Source organism: Caulobacter sp., from assembly GCF_035254145.1.
Classification (GTDB): Bacteria; Pseudomonadota; Alphaproteobacteria; order Caulobacterales; family Caulobacteraceae; genus Caulobacter.
The window spans coordinates 1-18281 of record NZ_DATFAV010000343.1 but is presented as its reverse complement, the minus strand read 5'-3'; the positions used below and the strand labels follow the sequence as shown (position 1 = coordinate 18281).

Here is an 18281-nt window from a genome sequence, read left to right as displayed (position 1 = left end):
TAGATCGGGCTGCCGCCGAACTGATCGCTGCGCCCCATCGGGATGTTGTCGAGCAGGAAGCCGATCTGCTGGAAGTTGAAGGCGCGCACCGAGACCGAGTTGCCGAACTCGTACATGCCCAGGGCGTCGTTGGCCTGGACGTTGAAGCCGGGCAGGGACTCCAGCATCTTCAGGCCGGTGATACCGGCCGGCGCCGAGAGCAGCGCCTCGCGGGTGATCGAGACCGTGGCGGTAGCGTGGTCCGTGCCGATGGCCACGCTGGCTTCGGACAGGCGCTTGCCCGTGACGACAACGGTTTCGACCTCGGAAACCTTGTCGGCCTCCTGGGCCAGGACGGGCGTCGCGCCTCCTAGGATCGAAGCGGCAAGAAGAAGCGCTCGCAAGCGGCTATCCGCGCGCGAAGGGTTACGCAAGGTCATAACTATCCCCAATCATTTTTGACTGGGGGCAGGGTCGCCATGGTTCGTCTTTGGGTAAATTCAGAATTTCTCAGAAGGCCGTAATATAATCGCAAAGTGAAATGATAGTGCACCTATGTTCACTTTATGAACATTTGAAATATGCATATGAATTTCTGAAATAGCTTTTTCGCGAAAGTCGCATGGACGATCGCGTGGGCGGTTTCTGGTTGAAGCGACGGTCGTGAGTTTGGTCAGGTTCGCATGGCGCACGTGAGGGGCGGGGCGGCTGGGATAGCGCGCCTTCACACCCCCGCTGTCCTTGGCGCCTGAGAGATTCAGCGGGGGCAGCCGCCTTGCTCCTTCGGCGAGGGCGTCCAGCGCCCTGCTTTCCAGCGTTCAGAAGCCCGCGCGGTCCTTCTGCTTGAGCGTTTCCGGGGCGGTTGCGCCTTCAGCGTCGGGCCAGGCCCGATCTCTCCCGCGAGAGCGAGCCCAGCAGGCAATGCGCGTGCGGGCGCGTCAAATGAATGCGGGCGAATGGTGGGGGCGAGACGCCGAGTGCGCGGTGGCGCGGCGCCGGTCGCTCAAAAAAAGGCGCGCCGCTTGTCCAGCGGCGCACCTGTCTTGTCGTTGAAGACGAACTATTTGGCGACGCTGACCTTGAAGACCATGACGTTGCGATAGGTCTGCCCGGGATCCAGCCGCACAGGAGCGAACTGCGGCTTGTTGGGCGCGTCGGGGAAGTGTTGCGGCTCCAGGGCGATTCCATCGCCCTGGCGATAGATCTTGCCGCTCTTGCCGACCCACGTGCCGTCGATGAAATTGCCGGTGTAGAACTGGACGCCCGGCTCGGTGGAGAGAACCTCCAGCACCCGCCCGCTCTTCGGGTCGGCCAGGCGAGCGATCAAGCGCGGAGCCCCGCCGGACTTGCCGTTCAGGACGTAGTTGTGATCGTAGCCCCGTCCGATCACCAGTTGGGGATCGCGGGCGTCGCGGATGCGTTCGCCCACCACCGTGGGCTTGCGGAAATCGAACGGCGTGCTGTGCACGGGCGTGATCTCGCCGGTCGGAATCAGCTTGGCGTCCACCGGGGTGTAGCCATCGGCCAGGATGGTGAGAACATTGCCCATGGCGCCGTCCGCCGAGCCCTCGCCGGCGACGTTGAACAGGGCGTGGTTGGTGATGTTGACGATGGTCGGCTTGTCGGTCGTGGCGCCGTAGGTGACCGTCAGCTGATCCTGTTCATCCAGGGCGTAGGTCGCGGTTGCGTTCAGGGCGCCGGGATAGCCTTCGTCGCCATCGGGGCTGGCGTAGCCCAGCGTCACGGAGGCGGTGGGGCCGGACTTGGCGTCCAGCACCTTCCAGACGACCTTGTCGAAGCCCTTCACCCCGCCGTGCAGGGCGGCCGCGCCGTTGTTGTTCACCGCCAGTTGGTAGGTCTTGCCGTCCAGAGCGAAGCGGCCGTTGGCGATGCGGTTGGCGAAGCGGCCGACCGTGGCGCCGAAATAGCTGGCGTTCTTGGCGTAGGTCGCTGCGTCGGAAAAGCCGAGCACGATGTCGGCCTTGTGTCCCGCGCGGTCAGGCGCGATCAGCGACTGCAGGGTGGCGCCATAGGTGATCACCGTGGCGCTGACGCCGTGACCGTTGGTCAGGGTGAAGGCTTCGACAGCCTCGCCCGAAGGTGTCTGGCCGAACGGTTTGCGCGAAAGTTCGGCGGCGCTCGCCGTCGACATCGCCGTCAGGACGAGCGCGCCGCATACGGCGATAGGCTTCAGCTTCATGTTTCCTCTCCGTCTTGTTCTTGTCGAGGGGCTGGCGCCCCCGTCTACAGCGCGCGCACCGTCACCGGATGCTCGGCGGCCTGGGTCAATGTGTTGCGCGCGGGATAGAGAAACGGCGCGGCCTCGATCTCGAACACGTCGCCGATACGAGTCTGGAACCCGGCGGAGAACGAGAGCGTGGCGGTGCCGAAGAAATGCACGTGCACATCGCCCGGTCGACGGAACAGCTCGTACTTGAAGTGGTGATGCTCGAGGTTGGCGATCGTGTGGGACATGTTGGCTTCGCCCGACAGGAAAGGCTGCTCCCAGACCACGACGCCGTCGCGGATGATCCGGCTGGCGCCGCGCACGTCGGCGGGCAGCGCGCCCGTCAGCAGCTCCGGACCCAACGCCGCGTTGCGCAGCTTGGAATGGGCGAGCCAAAGATAGTTGCCGCGCTCGATCACGTGGTCGGAGAACTCGTTGGCCAGGCAGAAGCCCAGGCGATGCGGCGCGCCGTCGGGGCCGATCAGGTAGACGCCGGCGATCTCGGGCTCCTCGCCGCCGTCCTGAGCGAAGGCCGGTGAGATCAGGGGCTGGCCGGGTCCGACCAGCTGGGAGCCGTCGCCCTTGTAGAACCATTCGGGTTGCACGCCCGTCTGGCCGGGGGCGGGCTTGCCGCCTTCGACGCCCATCAGGAACATCCGCATCGAGTCGGTCAGCTGTTCGCCAGCGCCTTCCTTCTGGGCGAGGGCGGCCTTGTGCATCTTGTCGCGCCCTTCGGCCGAGCCGAGGTGGGTCAGGCCGGTGCCGGTCATCTGCAGGTGGGCCGCATCGGGGTGGTCGATCGGCGCCAGGACGCGTCCTTGGGCCAGGGCCGCGGCGACATCGATGTCCTCGCCAAGTTCGCGAGCCTGGGCGGCCTCGGCCAAGGTGGCCTTCACCGTGAGGGCGGCCTGCGCGAGGGCGTAGAGCGTGTCAGCGACCATGACCCGTCGTGCGCGCCCGGAGTCGTCGACCGCCGCGAGCTGTCTTTCGCCGTCGCTGGTCTTCAACTGCACGAACCGGAACACCACGGGAGGATCTCCTTGACTATAATAGTCCGACAAATACCGTTCGGACGGCGCCTGTCAAACCTCGTTTGACGATCGGCTTGGCGGAACGAAGGCGGTGGAAGCGGCCCCCGGGGCGGCGCGCAAGGATTCGCGGCTTAGCAAAATTGCTCGATTTATCATACCTTTGCGCGTGTCGGTCGTGGTGTTTTCGAGGGGCGTGATCGCGCGAATTCGCTTGTTCTCCGACAAATGCTCTCGCTAGAGTCCTCGGCGGAGACCGATTGATCTCAACCCACCACGAGACTGGAGCGCAAGGCGCGTGACGAAGACAAGGGGGGCTGGCCACGGCGCCGAGACCGAACGCGAGGAGGGCTTCTCGGGCCGTCTCCACGGCTCGATCGCGCGCACCCTGGGGATCGCCATCGTTTCGGGCCAGCATCAGCCCGGCGATGTCCTGAAGAACGAGATCGACGCCAGCGAGCAACTGAACGTCTCCCGTAGCGCCTATCGCGAGGCCATTCGGATCCTGGCCGCCAAGGGATTGGTCGAAAGCCGACCCAAGACCGGCACCCGCGTCAGCTCTCGCGCCCGCTGGAGCCTGCTCGATCCGGAAGTCCTGGCCTGGTTCTTCGAATCCGAACCCAGCGAGGCGTTTCTCCAGGAGCTCTACGAGCTGAGGATGATCGTCGAGCCGGCCGCCGCCGCCCTGGCCGCCGAGCGCCGCAACGACGCCCAGCTGGAGCGGATGCGAGCCGCCTTGGTCCAGATGCAGCACGAGACCCTGGCGACCGAGGCGGGGCAGGCCGCCGACCGTGATTTCCACGACACCGTCCTCGAGGCCACCGGCAATGCGCCCCTGTTCACCTTGAGCAGCAGCATCGGCGCGGCGGTGCGCTGGACCACGATCTTCAAGCAAAGGGGGCGGGCCTTGGCGCGCGACCCCATGCCTGATCATTGGAAGGTGTTCGACGCCATCGCCGCCGCCCGTCCGGACCAGGCCCGCCAGGCCATGGAGCGATTGGTCGTCCTGGCCCTGGAGGATACGCGCGCGGCGATCGCGCGAACGCCAAACCCGTAGACCTGCCCAGCTCTCAAGGCGTTCTCCAGGATGGGTCGGGCGGTCATTGACGCTCTCCGGTGGCGGGTATAGTCAGACAAATATGATAAAGCGAGCCGACGGCTGAGTCGTTGCGCGAATTTCGCGTGGGCAGGGTCGCGCGGCGTCGCGTAGCGTCGTCAAGGATCGTCATGAGCGCCGACCCCGTTTCGCCCCGCGCCCTTCGTTCGCGCGCCTGGTTTGATAACCCGGACAACATCGACATGACGGCGCTTTATCTGGAGCGCTATCTGAACTTTGGTCTGACGCTGGAGGAACTGCAGTCTGGGCGTCCGATCATCGGCATCGCCCAAACGGGGTCGGACCTGTCGCCGTGCAACCGCCACCACCTGGTGCTGGCCGAGCGGTTGCGCGAGGGGATCCGCACGGCGGGCGGCATCGTGCTGGAGTTCCCGGTCCATCCGATCCAGGAGACGGGTAAGCGGCCGACGGCGGGGCTGGATCGCAACCTGTCGTACCTGGGGCTGGTGGAGCTGCTTTACGGCTATCCGCTGGACGGGGTGGTGCTGACCATTGGCTGCGACAAGACCACGCCGGCCTGCCTGATGGCGGCGGCGACGGTGAACATCCCGGCCATCGCGCTCTCCGTCGGTCCGATGCTGAACGGCTGGTACAAGGGCCAGCGCACGGGCTCGGGCACCATCGTCTGGAAGGCTCGCGAGATGCTGGCGGCCGGCGAGATCGACAACGCCGGCTTCATCAAGCTGGTGGCCAGCTCCGCGCCCTCGACGGGTTACTGCAACACCATGGGCACGGCCACGACCATGAACTCGCTGACCGAAGCGCTGGGCATGGCGCTGCCCGGTTCGGCGGCCATTCCCGCGCCCTATCGCGACCGGCAGGAGAACGCCTATCGCACCGGCCTGCGGATCGTCGACATGGTGCATGAAGACCTCAAGCCCTCGGACATCCTGACCCGCGAGGCGTTCCTCAACGCCATCGTCGTCAACTCGGCGATCGGCGGCTCGACCAACGCCCCGATCCACCTCAACGCCTTGGCCCGCCATGTCGGGGTCGAGCTCTCGATCGACGACTGGCAGGACAAGGGCGAGAACGTGCCGCTGCTGGTCAACCTGCAGCCGGCCGGGGAATATCTGGGCGAGGACTACTATCGGGCCGGCGGGGTGCCGGCGGTGTTTGGCCAACTGATCGAGCAGGGGCTGATCCACGAAGACGTCAAATGCGTCTCGGGCCAGACCATCGGCGAGCAGTACCGCGGCGTTCCGATCGAGGACGAGGACGTCATCCGTCCGTTCTCGCGGCCGCTGGTCGAGCGAGCCGGCTTCGTGGTCATGCGCGGCAACCTCTTCAACTCGGCGATCATGAAGACCAGCGTGATCAGCCAGGAGTTCCGCGACCGCTACCTGTCCAATCCCGACGACCCGGACGCCTTCGAGGGCGACGCCGTGGTGTTCGACGGGCCCGAAGACTACCACCACCGGATCGACGATCCGTCGGTGGGGATCACGTCCAACTCGATCCTGTTCATGCGCGGGGCCGGTCCGGTGGGTTATCCCGGCGCGGCGGAGGTCGTGAACATGCGAGCGCCAAACTACCTGATCAAACAGGGGATCCATCAGCTGCCGTGCATTGGCGACGGGCGCCAGTCGGGCACCTCCGGCTCGCCCTCGATCCTCAACGCCTCGCCCGAGGCGGCGGCCGGCGGGGGTCTCGCCCTGCTGAAGACCGGCGACAAGGTGCGCTTTGACCTGCGCAAGTCGCGGGTGGACGTGCTGGTCTCGCCATCCGAGATCGTCGAGCGCCGCAAGGCCTTGGAGGCGGCCGGCGGCTTCCCCATCCCCGAAAGTCAGACGCCCTGGCAAGAGATGCAGCGCGCCGTCGTCGGCCAGCTGGAAACCGGCGCCGTTCTCGAACCCGCCGTCAAATACCAGCGCATCGCCCAGACCAAGGGCCTGCCCAGGGATAACCACTGACGATAGGGCCGGGAACTTCCGGGCCGCGAGCCCGCGCGGGCCGGGATGGGGCCGGACGTGATCGCGGCGGATCGCGTCCGGCGCGATACAATTAGGTACTTGGGAGGTTCCTTTTGACCCTGACCCGCCGGTCCACGCTCGCTGTCCTTGGCGCCGCATCGGCCGTGACCTCGGCGTCGGCCCGCGCCGCGACGCCGCCCAAGGCCCCGCCGTTGAGGCTCTGGTACCGCCAGCCGGCCAAGGAATGGGTCGAAGCGTTGCCGGTTGGCTCCGGCAAGCTGGGCGCGATGGTCTTTGGCGGCGTGGCGGCTGAACGACTGCAACTGAACGAGGACACGCTCTGGGCCGGTGGTCCCTACGAGCCGATCAATCCGCAAGCGAACGCCGCCTTGCCGGAGATCCGGCGCCTGATCGACGCGGGCGACTACGCCAAGGCCGCCGAGCTGGCCGAGGCCAAGTTCATGGGCGTTCCAAAGCGGCAGATGTCCTACCAGACCATCGGCGACCTGAAGCTGGACTTTCCAGGCCTGGCGCCGTCGGGCGACGGCTACGTCCGCGATCTCGACCTCGATGGCGCGATCGCCTCCACCCGCTTCACGGTCGCCGGCGTTGATTATGTCCGCGAGGTGATCGCCAGCGCGCCGGACGGCGTGATCGCCGTGCGCCTGACGGCCAGCCGCAAGGGCGCGATCAGCGTCGACCTGAGCTTCGCCTCGCCATTGCGGTCCAAGCCGGCGGTTGAAGGGAGCGGCCTGATGCTGGCCGGCGTCAACGACAGCCAGCAGGGCGTGCCCGCCATGCTCGAGTTCGAGTGCCGCGTCGAGGTCCGGGCCACCGGCGGAACGGTGAGCGGGCAGGGCGGGGTCCTGTCGGTGAAGGGCGCCGACGAAGTGCTGCTGCTCATCGCGGCGGCGACGAACTATCGCCGCTACGACGACGTCTCCGCCGACCCGACGGCGCTGAACAGGGCGACCTTGTCCAAACTGTCAGGCAAGTCCTGGGCGAAGATCCTGGCCGACCACCAGGCGGATCACCGCGACCTCTTCCGCCGTGTCGATGTCGACTTCGGCCGCACCCGCGCCGATCTCGCGCCCACGGACGAGCGGATCAAGGCCTCGCCGACCACCGACGATCCGTCCTTGGCGGCGCTCTATTACCAGTACGGCCGCTATCTGCTGATCGCCTGTTCGCGTCCGGGCGGCCAGCCGGCCAACCTGCAGGGGATCTGGAACGACAAGATCTCCGCGCCCTGGGGCGGCAAGTATACGATCAACATCAACACCGAGATGAACTACTGGCCGGCCGAGCCGACCAGCTTGCCGGAACTGGTCGAGCCGTTGATCGCCCTGGTTCGCGACCTTTCGGAGACGGGCGCGCGGATGGCCAAGGCCATGTACGGCGCGCGCGGCTGGGTTGCGCATCACAACACCGATCTGTGGCGCGCCACGGCGCCGATCGACGGCGCGGCATGGGGCGTCTGGCCGACCGGCGGAGCCTGGCTCTGCAAGCACGTCTACGACCACTATGACTACAATCGAGACAAGGCTTATCTGGCGCGCGTCTATCCGTTGATGAAGGGCTCGGCGCGGTTCTTTCTCGACACCCTGGTGGTCGATCCCAAGTTTGGCGTGCTGGTCACCAATCCCTCCATCTCGCCAGAGAACGACCATGGCCACGGCGCTTCCCTGGTGGCGGGGCCGACCATGGACCAGGCGATCATCCGCGACCTGTTCGATAATTGCCTAAAGGCCGAAGCCGTTCTCGGCGCCGACCAGGCCTTCGTCGCCGAGCTGAAGACGGCCCGGGACAAGCTGGCGCCGTACAAGATCGGCAAGGACGGCCAGCTTCAGGAGTGGCAGGAGGATTGGGACGCCGACGCCACCGACATCCATCATCGCCACGTCTCCCATCTCTACGGCCTGTTCCCCTCGGACCAGATCTCGATCGACACGACGCCGAATCTGGCGGCGGCGGCCAAGACCACCCTGGTCACGCGGGGCGACCTCTCGACCGGCTGGGCCATCGCCTGGCGGCTGAACCTGTGGTCGCGCCTGGGCGAGGGAGACCACGCCCATGGCATCCTGAAGCTTTTGCTCGGTCCCGAACGAACCTATCCGAACATGTTCGATGCCCACCCGCCGTTCCAGATCGACGGCAATTTCGGCGGAACCTCGGGCATGACCGAGATGATCCTGCAGAGCCGCAACGACCGCATCTATCTGTTGCCGGCCCTGCCGTCGGCCTGGCCGAGCGGTCACGCCACGGGTTTGAGGGCGCGAGGCGCGGTCGGGGTTGATGTCCGCTGGGCCGGCGGCAGGCTGTCCGAAGCGGTGCTGACGGCCAAGGCTGACGGCCGTCACACGGTCGTTCACGCCGGCAAGATGCTGGAGGTGGATCTTAGGCGGGGGCGACAGGTTCGCCTGGTCCTTCGTGACGGGGTCCTGGCCCGCGCGTGATCGGCCGCCGCTGGGCGTGCGCGGATGGCCAATCCGCGCGCTTCCGGCTAAAGACCCGCCATGCTGCGTATTTCGGAACTGAAGCTGCCGCTCGGCCACCCGCCGGAGGCCATGGCGCCGGCCATTGTCGAGCGCCTTGGCATCGCGGCCGACGACCTGGTCAGCTACGCGGTCGCCCGCCGCGCCCACGATGCGCGCCGCAAGTCGGCGATCCTGATGGTCTATTCGGTCGATGTGGCGCTACGCGACGAGGCGTCGGTCCTGGAGCGCTTCAAGGGCGACCACCATGTGCGGGTCAAGCCGGACACCGACTATCGCTTCGTGGCCAAGGCCCCGGAGCGCTTCGATGGGCCGCGTCCGGTGGTCATCGGAGCCGGGCCGTGCGGCCTGTTCGCCGGACTGATCCTGGCCCAGATGGGTCTGAAACCGATCATCGTCGATCGCGGCAAGGTCGTGCGCGAACGCACCAAGGACACTTGGGGCCTATGGCGGCGCGGCGAGCTGAACCCGGAGTCCAATGTCCAGTTCGGCGAGGGCGGGGCGGGGACCTTCTCGGACGGCAAGCTCTACAGCCAGATCAAGGATCCGCGCTTCCTGGGCCGCAAGGTGCTGGAAGAGTTCGTCAAGGCTGGGGCTCCGGAAGAGATCCTGACAGAGGCCCACCCGCACATCGGCACCTTCCGCTTGGTCCACATGGTCGAGAACATGCGGGCGCTGATCGAGAGCCTGGGCGGCGAATACCGGTGGCAACATCGGGTCGAGGACTTCGACATCGAGGTTGGCGCAGACGGTTCGCGCCAGCTGAAGGGTCTGCACCTCGCCGGCGGCGACTATCTTCCAGCCCGCCATGTGGTCATGGCCCTGGGCCACAGCGCCCGCGACACCTTCCAGGTGCTGTACGACCGCGGCGTCCATATCGAGGCCAAGCCGTTCTCGATCGGGGTGCGGATCGAGCACCCGCAGTCCTGGATGGATAGAGCCCGCTTTGGCGACTGCGCCGGCCATCCCGACCTGGGCGCGGCCGACTACAGCCTGTCGCACCACTGCAAGAACGGCCGCACCGTCTACAGCTTCTGCATGTGCCCGGGCGGCACGGTGGTGGCGGCGACGTCAGAGCCCGGTCGGGTGGTGACTAACGGGATGAGCCAGTATTCGCGCAACGAGCGGAACGCCAATTCCGGCTTCGTGGTCGGCATCGATCCCGAGCGCGACTATCCAGGCCATCCGCTGGCCGGTGTCGAGTTCCAGCGCAAGTGGGAGAGCCTGGCCTATGTGGCGGGCGGCTCCAGCTATCGGGCGCCGGGCCAGAAGGTCGGCGACTTCCTGGCGGGCCGCCCTTCGACCGAACTGGGCGAGGTCACGCCGTCCTACAAACCCGGCGTCACCCTGACGGACCTGTCGGCCTGCCTGCCGGACTTCGTGGTCGAGGCCATGCGCGAGGCGTTGCCGGTGTTCGGCCGCCAGATCGCCGGCTACGACCATCCCGACGTCATCCTGACGGGCGTCGAGACCCGGACGTCCTCGCCGGTGCGGATCACGCGCGGCAAGGACTTCCAGAGCCTGAACACCGCCGGCCTGTTCCCGGCCGGCGAAGGCGCGGGCTATGCCGGGGGTATCCTCTCGGCCGCCGTCGACGGCATCAAGGTCGCCGAGGCGGTGGCTCAGCGGTATGTGGCTGAGGGGCTGATCCCCGCGGCGACCTGACGATCGCCGCGGGAGAGGCCGATCACTCGGCCGGCTCGCTGACCTGAGCCAAGGTCGGATAGTCCGTGTAGCCCCTGGCGCCGTTCTCGAAACCGTAGAAGGTGCTGGGGTCGGGCGCGTTCAGCGGCGCGCCCTTCTTCAGGCGCTCCACTAGGTCCGGATTGGCGATGTAGGCCTTGCCGAACGCGATGGCGTCGGCGCGACCAGCCTCGATCGCGGCGTTGGCGCTGGTCAGGTCGAACTTCTCGTTGGCGATGTAGACGCCGCCGAACGCCGCCTTCAGCGCCGGACCCAGACTGTCGGCCGCCTCATATTCACGGGCCGAGACGAAGCCGATCTTGCGCTCGCCCAGAGCCTTGGCGACGTAGCCGAAGGTGGCCGGCAGGTTGCCGTCGCCCATCGAGTGGCTGTCGGCGCGCGGCGCCAGGTGGACGCCCACGCGGTCGGCGCCCCAGACGGAGATGGCCGCGTCGGTGGCCTCCAGCAGCAGCCGGGCGCGGTTCTCGATCGGACCCCCGTACTGGTCGGTGCGCTGGTTGCTGCCGTCCTGCAGGAACTGGTCGAGCAGATAGCCATTGGCGCCGTGCAACTGCACGCCGTCGAAGCCCGCGGCCTGGGCGTTCTCCGCGCCCTGGCGGAAGGCATCGACCACGCCGGCGACTTCCTCGGTCGAAAGGGCGCGCGGGGTCGGGTAGGGACGCTCGGGGCGCAGCAGGCTGACGTGGCCCTTTGCGGCGATGGCGCTGGGGCCGACTGGGGCCTCGCCGTTCAGGTGCGACGGGTCGGAGATGCGACCGACGTGCCAGATCTGCATGAAGATGCGGCCGCCCTTGTCGTGCACCGCCTTGGTCACCCGCTTCCAGCCTTCGGTTTGCTCCTTGGACCAGATACCCGGCACGCCGGCGTAGCCGACGCCTTGCGGCGTCACCGGCACGCCCTCGGTGATCAGCAGGCCGGCGGAGGCGCGCTGGGAGTAGTATTCGGCCATCAGGGCGTTGGGGATGTGGGTCGGACCGGCGCGCAGGCGGGTCAGCGGCGCCATGACGACGCGGTTGGGCAGGTTGAGATCGCCAACGCGCAGCGGGTCGAACAGATTGGGCATTCGGGACAGTCCCTTGGGTAGGGGCGCCGACCCTCCGTCGGCGTCTGCCAGCTATCTGGCGACGCTTTCCTCAACCGCAACCGACACAGGTTCAGATTTATCTGAAAGCCCACCCGTCAAAATCTGAAAATCTAAACGGGCTTGAGCTCGCCCAGCATCGTCGGGATCAGCTCCGACACCGTCGGATGGATATGCACGGCCCGCTGGATCGTCGTGTAGGGCGCCTTGGCGTACATCAGGTCGATCATGCCGTGGATCGCCTCGTCGCCGTTCAGGCCGAGGATGGCCGCGCCGAGGATTTGCTGGGTCTCGGCGTCGGCCACCACCTTCATGAAACCCTGGGTTTCCCCCTTCTCGACGGCGCGGCCGACGCGGGTCATCGGTCGCTGTCCGACCAGCAAGGGGCGGCCCGTGGCTCGGGCCTCGGCCTCGGTCATGCCGACGCGGCCCAAGGGCGGATCGACGAACAGGCCGTAGCAGGAGATCCGGTCGCTGACCTTGCGGGGATCGTCATCCAGCAGGTTCGCGGCCACGATCTCGAAGTCGTTGTAGGCCGTGTGGGTGAAGGCGCCCTTGCCGTTGCAGTCGCCCATGGCCCAGATGCCCGGGACATTGGTCCGCAACTGGTCGTCGACAACCACATAGCCGCGCTTGTCGGTCTCGACGCCCGCGGCGGCCAGGTCGAGGTCGTCGGTGTTGGGCCGCCGCCCCACGGCCAGCAGGACATGGGAACCCGTCACCTGCGGCGCGCCGGCCTGGCAGGTGACGTGGACACAGACGCCGTTGTCGTGCGGCGAGAAGCGGATGCACTCGGCGTTGAGCCGCACCGCGATTCCCTCGGCCTCGAGGATTTCGCGGATGGCGTCGGAAATCTCCGGATCCTCGCGACCGATCAGGCGCGGCCCCATCTCGACGATCGTCACCTGACTGCCGAACCGGCGGAACATCTGGGCGAACTCCAGCCCGATATAGCTGCCGCCGACGATGACCAGGTGCTCGGGAAGCGTGTCGAGCTGCATCATGCCGACATTGGTCAGGTAGGGGATCTGATCCACGCCCGGCATGTCCGGCACGTTGGCGCGGCCGCCGACGTTCAGGAAGATCTGGGGCGCGGTCAGCAGGTCCTTTCCGACGCGCACCGTATCGGCGCTCTCGAAGCGGGCGTGACCTTCGATGACCGTGCAGCCCTTCATGCCGCGCAGCCAGGTCTCGACATTGCCTCGGGCGTTGTGGACGACGACCTGCTGGCGGGCCTTGACCCACTTCATGTCGACGCCCACCGGCCCCTCCAGAACGACGCCGTACTCCGTCGCGCGGCGCGCCAGGTGAGCGGCGTAGGCGCTGGCGACCAGGGTCTTGGTCGGCATGCAGCCGGTGTTCACGCACGTGCCGCCGAAGTCCTTGCGCTCGATCAGCGCTACGGTCTGGCCCGCCGCGGTCAGGCGACTCGCCAGGGACGGGCCGGCCTGGCCTGCGCCGATGATGATGGCGTCGAAATGGCGCGGGGCGCTCATCGGGCCAAGGCCACGATCAGCAGGGCTCCGCCGACGGCGACGGCGTCCTCGATCAGGGCCGCCGGGCTATCCTTGCCAAACCTGGCGGCCAGTCGGCCTCGGACCTCGGCCCCGCCCAGCGTGCCGATCATCGCCCCGACCGCGCCGACCACGACGCCGCGCAGCCAGTGGCCGCTGGGCATCATCAAGGCCCCGCCGCTGAAGGCGCCCGTCAGGATTCTGGTGATGAACTGGGCGGGAACCTTGCGGCTCGGGGTCTGGGGCAACTGATCGCCCACAAGCTCCAGGGCCGCGAGCAGCGTCAGGATCGCGACGGGTAGAAGGCCGCCCAGCCAGCCCAGCGGCCAGCCCGCGAGCGGCAGCCAGCCCAGACGGGCGGCCCAGGCCACGGCGGCCGGCGCCGTCATGGCGCGAAGACCGGCGATCACGCCGATCAGCAAGGCGAGGAGATAAAGGGTCATGGATGGTTCCGCTTCATGATGCGCGCTTGTTGGGCGCAGGACATCACAGGCGAGCGCGCGATTATTGCAAGCTTCGATCGCATTCTTGGATCTTTGAGGGCGCCAGGGGCAGCTTGGAGGTGGGGTGGCGAATGCCTTAAGATCGGGCGTCGCCGCCTTTGTTTTGGGCAAACCCCGAAGCTTGATCTTCCGGAGGAAGGTAAGGGGCTCGCGCGGGCCGCCCCGCCGCTTAGGACGGAGGCGATGCGGGTGCTCGTGATCGATCCAGACGCCGCGCGGGCCGCGCTCGTCGCCCAAGGGCTGGAAGGCGTGCAGCCGCTCGAGGTGCGTCGCTCGGCCGTCTACGACGAGATCGAGGTTCTGGCCTTCGCGCCAGACGTGGTGGTCATCGCCGCCGAGAGCCCCGACCGCGACACCATCGACAGCCTGAAGGACTCCACCCAGGGCCGCCCGATCGTGATGTTCGTCGATCGCTCGGAACCGGGGCTGGCCGAGCAGGCCGTCCGCGCGGGCGTGGCGGCTTATATTGTCGACGGCTTGGCGCCGGGTCGTGTGCGGCCCATCCTCGACGTGGCGATGAGCCGCTTCGCCCTGACCCGGCAGTTGCGCGGCGACCTGGCCCGGGCCAAGGCCGATCTGGAGTCCCGCAAGACCGTCGAGCGGGCCAAGGGGCTGCTGATGAAGGAGCGCGGTCTGGACGAGGACGGCGCCTATCGGCTGCTGCGCAAGCTGGCCATGGACCGGGGCAAGCCGATCGGCGCGGTGGCGGCCGACCTCCTGGCCTTCGCGGGCGTGCTGAAGGGAGACGCCTCGTGAGCGGTCTTGCCGAGCTGCGCCTGGGCTTCATTCCCCTGACCGACTGCGCCCCCCTGCTCGCCGCCCAGGCCATGGGCTTCTTCGAAGACGAGGGACTGAACGTCGAGCTGGTCCGCGAGGGCTCTTGGGCGACGATTCGCGACAAGGTCGCTTTGGGCGCCCTGGACGGCGCGCATATGCTGGCGCCGATGGCGCTCATGTCGGCGGCCGAGGGGCCGAGCGCGATCCTGGCGCCGATGGCCCTAAACCGGAACGGCAGCGCGATCACCGTCTCCGCCCGCCTGGCCGAGGCCATCGGCGGCGCGCCCACCGACCTTTCTGGTGCGCCGATCAGCGCCGCCGGTCTGGCCAAGGTGATCGCCGAGCGCCGTGGGCGCGGGGAGGGGCTGCTGACCTTCGCCGTGGTCTTTCCCTATTCGATGCACAACTACCTGCTGCGCTACTGGCTGGCGGAAGGCGGGATCGATCCGGACCGGGACGTGCGCCTGATCGTGATCCCGCCGCCGCGCATGGTCGAGCGCATGCGGGCGGGCGAGATCGACGGCTTCTGCGTCGGCGCGCCGTGGAACGCCGTCGCCGAGGCCGAAGGCGTCGGCCGGATCCTCGCGGCGGCCTCGCAACTCTGGACTGGCGGCCCTGACAAGGTGCTAGGCGTCTCGGCGTCGCTGGCCGAGCATAGGCCCGACGAGCTCCGCGCCCTGCTGCGCGCCATCATTCGAGGCGCGGCCTGGGCCGACGCGCCGGAAAACAGGCCCGACCTAATCGCCCTGCTGGCTCGGCCCGATCGCGTGGGCGCATCGCCCGAGGCGATCACCCGGGCGCTGGATCACGAAATCATCTTCCATCGCGACGCCGCCGGTTTGCCGCGTCGCGAGCACGGCCTGTGGTTCCTGTCCCAGATGGTGCGTTGGGGGCAGCTCGAGGCCGACCGCGACCTGGACCGCCTCGTCGACCGGGTCTATCGGCCCGACCTCTATCGCGAGGCGGCGCTCTCCCTGGGGCCGGTTCTGGAGCCCGCTCTGACCTTCGCCGACGCCGCCTTACCCGTCGAGGCGCGCCTGTTCGACGGCCGGCCGTTCGATCCCGACGCGGTCCTCGCCTATGCCCAAGGCTTCGCCATAGGGCGCGTTACCGCCTAAACTGTCTGCTTTGTGGGCGCTGTCTCTGCGCAAATGCTGGGCAAGTGTGCGTTGCGAAGCGAGGCGGCGCCGCGGCGCATCATGCATCGTGACATGCGCCGGCGCATGGCGCTCCACTAGCGTCAGGCCAACGGACAACGGCGTTCGCGGCTGCCAGAGGACCGCTCGGATGCGGTCAGCCACCCGGAGCGACGACGCTCCGCTCTCGCAGACACGCAACCGTTCGAGGCCATCATGATCTCCCGTGATTTCCTGAAGGCCGGCCATGCGCCGACCCTGTTCGCCGCCTTCCTCTATTTCGACCTCAGCTTCATGGTCTGGGTGATCCTGGGCCCGCTGGGCGTGGCCATCGCCAAGGATTTCCACCTCGATCCGGCCCAGAAGGGCTTGATGGTCGCCATCCCCGTTCTGGCCGGCGCCGTGCTGCGCCTGGTCAACGGCGTGCTGGTCGACCGGATCGGTCCGAAGAAGACGGGCATGATCGGCCAGCTGATCGTGCTGGCGGGTCTGCTGCTGGCCTGGTTGGTCGGAATCCACAACTATCATCAGGTGCTGGCCCTGGGCGTGATCCTGGGCGTCGCCGGCGCCTCGTTCGCCGTCGCCCTGCCGCTGGCCTCGCGCTGGTATCCGCAGGAGTATCAGGGCCTGGCGCTGGGCATCGCAGGGGCCGGCAACTCCGGCACGGCCCTGGCGGCCCTGTTCGCGCCGGCCCTGGCCAAAGCCTTCGGCTGGCAGACGGTCATCGGCCTCGCCGCCATCCCGCTCGCCATCGCCTTCGTCGTCTACATGCTGCTGGCGAAGGACGCGCCCGAGCAGCCCGCGCCCAAGAAGCTTGCCGAGTATCTGGACGTGCTGAAGGTCCCGGACGCCTGGTGGCTGATGCTGCTGTACGCGGTGACCTTCGGCGGCTTCGTCGGCCTGGCCTCGTCACTGACCATGTACTTCAACTCCGAATACAGTCTGGACCCGGTCGTGGCCGGCTTCTTCACCGCCGCCTGCGTCTTCGCCGGCTCGTTCATCCGTCCCGTGGGCGGCGCCCTGGCCGATCGTTTCGGCGGCGTGCGGACCCTGAGCTTCGTCTACGCCCTGGCCGCCCTGGGCCTGACGGTGGCGAGCTTCCAGCTGCCGTCGGCCTACATGGCCCTGGCGGTGCTGATGTTCTCGATGCTGGCGCTGGGCGCCGGCAACGGCGCGGTGTTTCAGTTGGCCCCGCAGCGGTTCCGCAAGGAGATCGGCGTCATGACCGGCCTGATCGGCATGACCGGCGGCATCGGCGGCTTCTACCTGGCCTCGACGCTGGGCTTGGCCAAGAAGATGACTGGTTCCTACCAGTCCGGCTTCATCGGCTTCGCGGCCCTGGCCCTGTTCGCCCTTGTCGCCTTGTTCAGTCTCAAGGCCCGCTGGCGCGCCGTCTGGCCAAGCCTGCACGGCGACGCCGTTTCGGTCCGCGTCTGATCCTTCCCGACAAGCGAGATAGTCCCATGACCAAGGCCCAAAAGCCCAAGGAGCGTCTGGTCGTCATCGGCAACGGCATGGCCGGCTGCCGGGCGGTCGAGGAAGTGCTCAAGCGCGACCCGTCCCGCTACGACGTCACCATCTTCGGCGCCGAGCCGCGGGTGAACTACAACCGCATCATGCTGTCGCCGGTGCTGGCGGGCGAGAAGAGCTTCGACGACATCGTCATCAACGACGAGGCCTGGTACCACGACAACGCCATCACCCTGCACGCCGGGCGCGCCGTCACGGCGGTCGACCTGGAAGGCCGCAAGGTGGTCGCCGAGGGCGGTCTGGAAGTCGCCTACGACAAGCTGATCCTGGCCACCGGCTCGGATCCGTTCCGCCTGCCGCTGCCGGGCGCCGACCTGAAGGGCGTCGTCACCTTCCGCGACCTCGACGACGTCGAGGCCATGGTCGAGGCCTCCGGCAAGCCCGGCGCCCGCGCCGTGGTCATCGGCGGCGGTCTCCTGGGCCTGGAAGCCGCCTACGGTCTGGCGCGCCGGGGCATGGCGGCCACGGTCGTCCACCTGATGGACGTCTTGATGGAGCGCCAGCTGGACGAAAGCGCCGGTTACCTGCTGCGCGAGGCCCTGGCCGAGCGCGGCGTCGAGACCGTGCTGGGCGCGCATTCGGACGAAATCGTGGGAGACGACGGCAAGGTCGCCGGCCTGAAGCTGAAGGACGGCCGTGTCCTGCCCTGCGACCTGCTGGTCATGGCGGTCGGCATCCGTCCGAACGCCACCCTGGCCAAGGCCGCCGGCCTGCAGGTCAATCGCGGGATCATCGTTGATGACGCCATGCGCACCTCGGACCCGGCCGTGTTCTCGGTCGGCGAGTGCGTCGAGCACCGTGGTAACTGCTATGGCCTGGTCGCGCCCATCTGGGACATGTGCCGGGCCCTGGCCGACGAACTGACGGACGGGCGGGGCGGCTATGAGGGCTCGGTGCTATCGACCCGCCTGAAGGTTTCGGGCGTCGACGTGTTCTCCGCCGGCAAGTTCGCCGGGGGCGACGGCTGCGAGGACATCGTGTTCCGCGACGCCGCGCGCGGCGTCTACAAGCGCGTGGTCATCGAGGACGGCAAGGTGGCCGGCGCGGTGCTGTTCGGCGACGCGGCCGACGGCGGCTGGTACTTCGACCTGATGCGGGCCGGCACGGACGTCGCCGAGATCCGCGAGACCCTCATCTTCGGGCAAGCGATCACGGAGGGTCTCTCGGGCCTGGACCCTAGCGCGGCCGTTGCGGCCATGCCCGACACGCAGGAAATCTGCGGCTGCAACGGCGTCTGCAAGGGTGCGATCACCGGCGCCATCACGGCCCAGGGCCTG

At 67.7% G+C, this 18281-nt stretch carries 13 protein-coding genes, 1 pseudogene and 1 riboswitch; of the genes and pseudogenes, 8 read left to right on the top strand and 6 right to left on the bottom strand.

Annotation, left to right across the window (positions count from 1 at the left end; all coding sequences use genetic code 11):
- The 3 genes and pseudogenes from VJ655_RS20260 to araD1 all read right to left on the bottom strand — a co-directional run.
- Window positions 1-431: pseudogene (locus VJ655_RS20260) on the bottom strand (TonB-dependent receptor); the annotation flags it as partial.
- A gap of 273 nt (window positions 432-704) precedes the next feature.
- Window positions 705-804, bottom strand: a riboswitch (glycine riboswitch).
- A 235-nt stretch (window positions 805-1039) separates the two neighbouring features.
- Window positions 1040-2179 (bottom strand): aldose epimerase family protein, encoded by a 1140-nt coding sequence (locus VJ655_RS20255; RefSeq protein WP_324114277.1) that lies wholly within the window; start codon window positions 2177-2179, stop codon window positions 1040-1042.
- 44 nt (window positions 2180-2223) lie between these two features.
- Entirely contained in the window at window positions 2224-3234 is a 1011-nt protein-coding gene (gene araD1 / locus VJ655_RS20250; protein ID WP_324114275.1) for an AraD1 family protein, read from the bottom strand.
- Window positions 3235-3532: 298 nt separating this feature from the next.
- Here araD1 and VJ655_RS20245 point away from each other — a divergent pair, with 298 nt between their 5' ends.
- From VJ655_RS20245 to VJ655_RS20230, 4 genes are all read left to right on the top strand, one after another.
- Window positions 3533-4291 (top strand): FadR/GntR family transcriptional regulator, encoded by a 759-nt coding sequence (locus VJ655_RS20245; protein ID WP_324114273.1) that lies wholly within the window; start codon window positions 3533-3535, stop codon window positions 4289-4291.
- 170 nt (window positions 4292-4461) lie between these two features.
- Window positions 4462-6264, top strand: coding sequence for an IlvD/Edd family dehydratase (locus VJ655_RS20240; protein WP_324114271.1), 1803 nt, complete (start codon window positions 4462-4464; stop codon window positions 6262-6264).
- 113 nt (window positions 6265-6377) lie between these two features.
- A complete protein-coding gene (locus tag VJ655_RS20235) occupies window positions 6378-8720 on the top strand; it encodes a glycoside hydrolase family 95 protein (protein ID WP_324114269.1) in 2343 nt (780 codons plus the stop codon).
- 60 nt (window positions 8721-8780) lie between these two features.
- Window positions 8781-10424, top strand: a complete 1644-nt coding sequence (locus VJ655_RS20230; RefSeq protein ID WP_324114267.1) for an NAD(P)/FAD-dependent oxidoreductase — start codon at window positions 8781-8783, stop codon at window positions 10422-10424.
- Window positions 10425-10446: 22 nt separating this feature from the next.
- Here VJ655_RS20230 and VJ655_RS20225 read toward each other — a convergent pair whose 3' ends face one another.
- The 3 genes from VJ655_RS20225 to VJ655_RS20215 all read right to left on the bottom strand — a co-directional run bounded on the left by VJ655_RS20225 (window position 10447) and on the right by VJ655_RS20215 (window position 13501).
- Window positions 10447-11526 carry an alkene reductase gene (locus tag VJ655_RS20225; protein ID WP_324114265.1) on the bottom strand — a complete coding sequence of 360 codons (1080 nt, stop codon included), beginning with the start codon at window positions 11524-11526 and terminating at the stop codon, window positions 10447-10449.
- A gap of 131 nt (window positions 11527-11657) precedes the next feature.
- Complete coding sequence (locus VJ655_RS20220; RefSeq protein WP_324114263.1) at window positions 11658-13040, bottom strand: FAD-containing oxidoreductase; 1383 nt, start codon at window positions 13038-13040, stop codon at window positions 11658-11660.
- A complete protein-coding gene (locus VJ655_RS20215) occupies window positions 13037-13501 on the bottom strand; it encodes a DUF4126 family protein (protein ID WP_324114261.1) in 465 nt (154 codons plus the stop codon). Before VJ655_RS20215 ends, VJ655_RS20220 begins: the two co-directional genes overlap by 4 nt.
- A 243-nt stretch (window positions 13502-13744) precedes the next feature.
- On the opposite strand from VJ655_RS20215, the gene VJ655_RS20210 reads away from it, so the two are divergent.
- From VJ655_RS20210 to VJ655_RS20195, 4 genes are all read left to right on the top strand, one after another.
- Entirely contained in the window at window positions 13745-14317 is a 573-nt protein-coding gene (locus tag VJ655_RS20210) for an ANTAR domain-containing response regulator (protein WP_324114259.1), read from the top strand.
- The gene (locus VJ655_RS20205; RefSeq protein ID WP_324114257.1) at window positions 14314-15456 is read left to right on the top strand and encodes a CmpA/NrtA family ABC transporter substrate-binding protein; all 1143 of its coding nucleotides are present in this window, start codon (window positions 14314-14316) and stop codon (window positions 15454-15456) included. The genes VJ655_RS20210 and VJ655_RS20205 overlap by 4 nt, the downstream gene beginning before the upstream one ends.
- Before the next feature lie 234 nt (window positions 15457-15690).
- Window positions 15691-16911 (top strand): nitrate/nitrite transporter, encoded by a 1221-nt coding sequence (locus VJ655_RS20200; RefSeq protein WP_414647013.1) that lies wholly within the window; start codon window positions 15691-15693, stop codon window positions 16909-16911.
- 26 nt (window positions 16912-16937) lie between these two features.
- The coding region (locus VJ655_RS20195) for an FAD-dependent oxidoreductase (RefSeq protein WP_324114255.1) at window positions 16938-18281 on the top strand (1344 nt) is incomplete at its 3' end.